Genomic DNA, 6,525 nt, shown 5'->3' with positions numbered 1-6,525 from the left:
GGGGGGGGGGGGGGGGGGGGGGGGGGGGGGGGGGGGGGGGGGGGGGGGGGGGGGGGGGGGGGGGGGGGGGGGGGGGGGGGGGGGGGGGGGGGGGGGGGGGGGGGGGGGGGGGGGGGGGGGGGGGGGGGGGGGGGGGGGGGGGGGGGGGGGGGGGGGGGGGGGGGGGGGGGGGGGGGGGGGGGGGGGGGGGGGGGGGGGGGGGGGGGGGGGGGGGGGGGGGGGGGGGGGGGGGGGGGGGGGCGGGGGGGGGGGGGGGCGTCACCTCGGTCATGGTGTGCGTTTCCTCCATCCCGTTCGGCTCCGGTGGATGAAACGTACACTTCGCAGTCTCTTTTCGGCCACCTAGGGTCGGTCGGGACCGGTGGCCGCGGGTACGGGCGGATGTCCCCGCGAGCAGCCACCGCGGATCGCATCTGCACGACACGCCACCGAGAGTGCGCGAAGGAGGCCCCATGGCCGTCGACTACATCGTGATCGTCGTCTATCTGGCCGGGATGCTGGCCATGGGCTGGTGGGGCATGCGCCGCGCCCGGTCCAAGAGCGAGTTCCTGGTGGCGGGCCGCAGGCTCGGCCCGGCCATGTACTCGGGCACCATGGCGGCGATCGTGCTCGGCGGCGCGTCCACCATCGGCGGCGTCGGCCTCGGCTACCAGTACGGGCTCTCCGGCGCGTGGATGGTCTTCACCATCGGGCTGGGCCTGCTCGCCCTCTCCGTCTTCTTCTCGGCCCGGATCGCCCGTCTCAAGGTCTACACCGTCTCCGAGATGCTGGACCTGCGCTACGGCGGCCGGGCCGGGGTGATCTCCGGCGTCGTGATGTGGGCGTACACGCTCATGCTCGCGGTCACCTCCACCATCGCCTACGCCACGATCTTCGACGTCCTCTTCGACATCAACCGCACCCTCGCGATCGTCCTCGGCGGCTCGATCGTCGTGGCGTACTCCACCCTCGGCGGCATGTGGTCCATCACCCTCACCGACATGGTGCAGTTCGTGGTGAAGACCATCGGCGTGCTGCTCCTGCTCCTGCCCATCGCCGTCGTCAAGGCGGGCGGCTTCGGCGAGATGAAGGCGCAGCTGCCCACCGAGTACTTCGACCCGCTGGGCATCGGCGGCGAGACGATCTTCACCTACGTGCTGATCTACACCTTCGGCATGCTCATCGGGCAGGACATCTGGCAGCGCGTCTTCACCGCCCGCAGCGACAGGACCGCCCGGTGGGGCGGCACCGTCGCCGGCACCTACTGCCTGGCGTACGCCGTGGGCGGCGCGGTCATCGGCACCGCCGCCAAGGTGCTCTACCCGAACCTCGACAGCGCCGACGACGCCTTCGCCACCATCGTCAAGGACGAGCTGCCGACGGGGGTGCGCGGGCTGGTGCTCGCCGCCGCCCTCGCCGCCGTGATGTCGACCTCCTCCGGCGCCCTCATCGCCTGCGCCACCGTCGCCAACAACGACATCTGGTCCCGGCTGCGGGGTGTGATGCGTCCCTCGGACGAGGAACGCGACGAGGTCAAGGGCAACCGGGCCTTCATCCTGCTGATGGGCGTCGCGGTGATCCTCACCGCCATCGTCCTCAACGACGTCGTCGAGGCGCTGACCGTGGCGTACAACCTGCTCGTGGGCGGGCTGCTGGTGCCGATCCTCGGCGGGCTGCTGTGGCGGCGCGGCACCGCCGCGGGCGCGCTGGCCTCGGTCGCCGTCGGCGGCCTCGCGGTGATCGGCCTGATGGCGGCCTACGGCATCCTCGCCAACGAGCCGGTCTACTTCGGCCTCCTGGCCTCTCTCGCCGCCTATCTCGTCGTCTCCCTGGCGACGAAGCCGACCGACGAGGCGGTGCTCGCCGCCTGGCGCGAGCGGCTCGCCGGCCGGGCGGCACCCGAACCCGTGTCCGAAGCGGTGGCGGCTCCGCAGTAGAGTCGTATACCGGTCAGTAGTAGTGCATACGCGATGAAGCGTAGGAAAGAAGGCAAACTCCCATGAGCAGCAACGAGACGCCCCGCGGCCCGGTCGACTCCTCCCGCATCCCGCGGTACGCCGGTCCCGCGACCTTCGCCCGGCTGCCGCGCCTCGACGAGGTCGGCACAGCCGATGTCGCCGTGATCGGCGTGCCGTTCGACTCGGGCGTCTCGTACCGGCCGGGCGCCCGCTTCGGCGGCAACGCCATCCGCGAGGCCTCCCGCCTCCTGCGCCCCTACAACCCGGCCCAGGACGCCTCCCCCTTCGCCCTCGCCCAGGTCGCGGACGGCGGCGACATCGCCGTCAACCCCTTCAACATCAACGAGGCGGTGGAGACGGTGGAGGCCGCCGCCGACGACCTCCTCGGCACCGGCGCCCGCCTGATGACCCTCGGCGGCGACCACACCATCGCGCTGCCCCTGCTGCGCTCGGTCGCGAAGAAGCACGGCCCGGTCGCCCTGCTCCACTTCGACGCCCACCTCGACACCTGGGACACCTACTTCGGTGCCGAGTACACCCACGGCACCCCGTTCCGCCGCGCGGTCGAGGAGGGCATCCTCGACACCTCGGCGCTCTCCCACGTCGGCACTCGCGGCCCGCTCTACGGCAAGCAGGACCTCACCGACGACGAGAAGATGGGCTTCGGCATCGTCACCTCCGCCGACGTCTACCGCCGCGGCGCCGACGAGATCGCCGACCAGCTGCGCCAGCGCATCGGCGACCGCCCGCTGTACATCTCCATCGACATCGACTGCCTCGACCCCGCCCACGCCCCCGGCACGGGCACGCCGGAGGCGGGCGGCATGACCTCGCGGGAGCTGCTGGAGATCCTGCGCGGGCTGGCCTCCTGCAACCTGGTGTCGGCGGACGTCGTCGAGGTGGCCCCCGCGTACGACCACGCGGAGATCACGTCGGTGGCGGCCTCCCACACGGCGTACGAACTCACCACGATCATGTCCCGCCAGATCGCCGCGGCCCGCGAGGCGAACTGACCCGGACCGGAACGGGCCGGGACGAACTGCGCACTCAGTCGCAGGCGCACTCAGGCGCACCCAGCCGGACTCGGATGAACAAGGAGAACGAGGGCACGTGACCCACGACCACGACCTGGAGCTTCGACCGACGGCCGCCCAGACGGAGGCCGCGCTGAACCCTCCCCCGGGCCGCAACGGCGGAGACCTGGTCGTGGAGACCCTGGCCGGGCTGGGCGCGACCACCGTCTTCGGCCTGCCCGGCCAGCACGCCCTCGGCATGTTCGACGCGCTGCGCCGCTCCGACCTGCGCTACATCGGCCTGCGCGTGGAGAACAACGCCGGGTTCGCGGCGGACGCGTACGGCCGGATCACCGGGGAGGCCGCCCCGCTGCTGCTGTCCACCGGCCCCGGCGCGCTGACGTCCCTCGCCGCCCTCCAGGAGGCGGCGGCGGCCTCGGCCCCCGTCCTCGCCATCAGCAGTCAGATCCCGACGGCCGGCCTGGGCGGCGGCCGCCACGGCTACCTCCACGAACTGCCCGACCAGGCCGCGTCCTTCCGCGGCGTGGTCAAGTCGGTCCACACGGTCCGCACCCAGTCCCAGATCCCCTCGGCGATCGCCGCCGCCTGGAAGTCCGCGCTGACCGCCCCGCACGGCCCGGTCTGGGTGGAGATCCCGCAGGACGTGCTGCTGGCGGAGACGTCGCTCCCGGTGGTGACCGCCGCGGACGCCACCCCCGACGACCTCCCGCCACGCCCCGAACTGACCGCCGTCGCCGCCCACCTGCTCTCGCACGCGGCGCGCCCGGCGATCATCGCGGGCGGCGGAGTGATCCGCTCGGACGCCTCCAGGAAACTGCGGGAGCTGGCCGAACGCCTCCGGGCACCCGTCGTCACCACCCCCGGCGGCAAGGGCGCCTTCCCCTGGGAGCACCCGCTGTCCCTCCAGTCCTGGCTGGAGGACCGCCACACCACCGACTTCCTGGAGGACGCGGACGTCCTGCTGGTCGTCGGCTCCGGCCTCGGCGAACTCTCCTCCAACTACCACACGTTCAAGCCGCGCGGCCGGATCGTCCAGATCGAGGCCGACCTCGGCAAGCTGGAGTCCAACCACCCGGCGCTCGGCATCCACGCGGACGCGCGCCTCGCGCTCCAGGCCCTGCTGGAGACGGTCGAGGAGCGCACCGACCCGACGGCCGAGGAGCGGGTCCGGGACCTGCTGCGGCGGGTCCGCGAACGCATCGACGCCCAGGACCTCACCCTGGAGCAGGACCTGCTGGCGTCGATCCGCCGAGCGCTCCCCGCTTCCTCGCCGTCCTTCTGGGACATGACGATCCTCGCCTACTGGGCGTGGTCCGCCTTCGACGCCAAGGGCCCCAACACCCTGCACTCCGCGCAGGGCGCCGGCGGTCTCGGCTACGGCTTCCCGGCGGCCCTGGGCGCGGCGGTGGCCGATCCGACGACCCCGGTCCTCGCGGTCTCCGGCGACGGCGGCGCCCTCTACTCCGTCGCCGAACTGGCCACGGCCCGCCAGTACGACCTGAACGTCACCTGGCTCGTCGTCGACGACGGCGGCTACGGCATCCTCCGCGAGTACATGACGGACGCCTTCGGCCAGGCCACGGCGACGGAACTCACCCGCCCGGACTACGTGGCCCTGGCGGAGTCCTTCGGGGTCCCCGGGGTGCGTACGACCCCGGAGACACTGGAGTCCGACTTGGCGAAGGCCCTCGCCGAGCCCGGCCCCTCGGTCGTCGTCCTCCCGGCGGTGCTGCGCATGTTCGCGCCCACGCATCTGGACGGCTGACGGCCTCACCCGGCTGGGGCCACGGCACCTACCAGATCGCCTCGACCCACTCCGGGTGGTCGATGAACGGGTTCCGGTTCTTCTGGTAGGTGTCGTAGATGACCTGGTTGCGGCGCTCCTCGAAGGCGTCCGGCGGGTCCTCGTCGTTCCACTGCTTCAGCACCGTCAGGCGGCCCATGTACGGGTTGCCGCCGTTGCTGACGCTGTCGTTGCCCTCCAGGTCGGCCCAGCCGTCGCCGCCCTCGTAGCGGACGATCATGTAGAAGATCATGCGGGCCACGTCGCCCTTGACGGCGTCGCGCGGCTCGAAGGAGTTGGAGTCGGTCAGGCTGCCACCGGAGTTGGTGAAGCTGCCGCCGCCGTTGTCGAAGTCCTTGTTCCCGCGGATCCCGTTGACCTGGACGTCCTCCGGGCGGATGTGGTGCAGGTCGGTGCCCGGGCCGGTGGAGGTCGTCAGGTCGCCGTGGGAGATGGCCCACACGTGCTCGCGGTTCCAGTCGCCGACGTCACCGCCGTTGAGCGTCTTGCTGCGGGAGATGCCCGAGTACAGCAGCTTGACGTTGCTGGTGTTGTTCGGGTCCTGGTCGGTGACCTTCAGCGCCTCCCAGAGCGCCGAGTAGGACAGCTTGGTCTGGCTGCTGATGATGGTGTGCAGCGAGGACTTCAGGCTGGTGCCCGTCTTGCCCACGGCGTTCCTGTAGTACGTCGAGTCGTACGCCGTCGTGGTCGCCGCGGCGGGGGTCGCGGTCAGCGCGGGCGTGGTGAGGCCGACGAGTACGGCGGCGGTGGCCAGAGCCACGGACTTCCAGCGACACAGCTGCGATGCCGTCATGTGGGGTCCCATCTACGCGGGTTGAGTGGAGGCGGCAGGGGGAGGGTGGCATGGGCATGCAGACAATTGAGTGACGGGGAGGTGTCGAGTGGGTGACTTTCGGCCTCGCGAGGTCGTCCACTTCCCGCAGCACGGGCGCGGTGTCCGCAACCCGACACGTGTGAGGTGCTGCCTTTCACCCACGAGGACGGCGAGTGGCACGCCGCCTCGGGCGAGATCGCCACGTGGAAGTGGACCTGATGGCGTGAAAGGTGACGTGCCAGGTGATCTTCGATGTGAGCCATGACGAGCTTGTCGGCCTCTTCGGGCGCGACCGGGTCAGACGCGTCCCACGAAAGGCCGCGGAGGCTGCGGGAGTCCGCGGGGGGCCCTCAGGCTTGTCGTCATGTCGATCGGGGCCGGGACGTGGGGGTGACGGACCACAGGTGACGGAGGCTCAGCGGCGCGCCGTACAACCTGGCAAGACGGTCCAGGCGACAGACCGCCGCTGGGGCGATCTGACCACCAAGGACCTCCTTGAGGGCGGTCGACCTCGCCCTGGTCGTTCGTCAGCTCAGCAGATCCCCGAGCTTCTCCTCGTACACCGTCCGCTGTTCCCGCAGCCCGCGGTCGAAGGACTCGCGCTCCTCGGTGCCGAAGTTGCCCGAGGGGATGCCGTCGGCCGGGATGAAGTTCGCTATGTCCTGGAGGAGACCGGCGGCCGAGGCCTGTGCTGCGGGCTGCCCCGTCCTGGCCCGGTACAGCCGGCTGCCCACCTCGTCGAGGTGCTTGCGGAACTCGGTCTCAGGGCCGTGTGAGATCACGTAGTGCGGCGTGCCCGGCTTGTCCAGATCCCCGGCCCTGCCGCCGATCCGCTCCAGCGCCCACAGCGCCGCGTAGAGCCGGCCGCACAACTGCGCGACCTCCCGCTGTCGTTGCCCCATCGCGCTCCTCCCGCCCGCCCGCCCGGCTTTTTCC

General features: G+C 71.9%; 5 protein-coding genes. 3 read left to right on the top strand and 2 right to left on the bottom strand.

The genetic code is table 11. The annotated features are described in order from the left end of the window. Window positions 1–452 precede the first annotated feature (452 nt). The 3 genes from CCN42_RS22430 (at window position 453) to CCN42_RS22420 (ending at window position 4,736) form a co-directional block, all read left to right on the top strand. Complete coding sequence (locus CCN42_RS22430; RefSeq protein WP_086738219.1) at window positions 453–1,916, top strand: sodium:solute symporter family protein; 1,464 nt, start codon at window positions 453–455, stop codon at window positions 1,914–1,916. A 62-nt stretch (window positions 1,917–1,978) separates the two neighbouring features. Further along, window positions 1,979–2,950 carry an agmatinase gene (gene speB / locus CCN42_RS22425; RefSeq protein WP_086738217.1) on the top strand — a complete coding sequence of 324 codons (972 nt, stop codon included), beginning with the start codon at window positions 1,979–1,981 and terminating at the stop codon, window positions 2,948–2,950. 97 nt (window positions 2,951–3,047) lie between these two features. After that, complete coding sequence (locus tag CCN42_RS22420) at window positions 3,048–4,736, top strand: thiamine pyrophosphate-binding protein (protein WP_086738215.1); 1,689 nt, start codon at window positions 3,048–3,050, stop codon at window positions 4,734–4,736. A 28-nt stretch (window positions 4,737–4,764) separates the two neighbouring features. Here the strand turns inward: CCN42_RS22420 and CCN42_RS22415 are convergent, their stop codons facing one another. Together CCN42_RS22415 and CCN42_RS22410 are read right to left on the bottom strand one after the other, a co-directional pair. After that, window positions 4,765–5,568, bottom strand: coding sequence for an endonuclease I family protein (locus CCN42_RS22415; RefSeq protein ID WP_086738213.1), 804 nt, complete (start codon window positions 5,566–5,568; stop codon window positions 4,765–4,767). 548 nt (window positions 5,569–6,116) lie between these two features. Next, a partial coding sequence (locus CCN42_RS22410) for a hypothetical protein (protein ID WP_211294775.1) occupies window positions 6,117–6,525 on the bottom strand: 409 nt, incomplete at its 5' end.

The organism is Streptomyces glaucescens (genome assembly GCF_002154375.1).
Classification (GTDB): Bacteria; Actinomycetota; Actinomycetes; order Streptomycetales; family Streptomycetaceae; genus Streptomyces; species Streptomyces glaucescens.
The sequence above is the reverse complement of the archived record's forward strand: the minus strand, read 5'-3'. Positions and strand labels throughout refer to the sequence as shown.

Bases quoted from the DNA above. Each gene is read 5' to 3' on its own strand.
- CCN42_RS22415 (WP_086738213.1), bottom strand. From the start codon at position 5,568: ATGACGGCATCGCAGCTGTGTCGCTGGAAGTCCGTGGCTCTGGCCACC.
- CCN42_RS22430 (WP_086738219.1), top strand. From the start codon at position 453: ATGGCCGTCGACTACATCGTGATCGTCGTCTATCTGGCCGGGATGCTG.
- speB (WP_086738217.1), top strand. From the start codon at position 1,979: ATGAGCAGCAACGAGACGCCCCGCGGCCCGGTCGACTCCTCCCGCATC.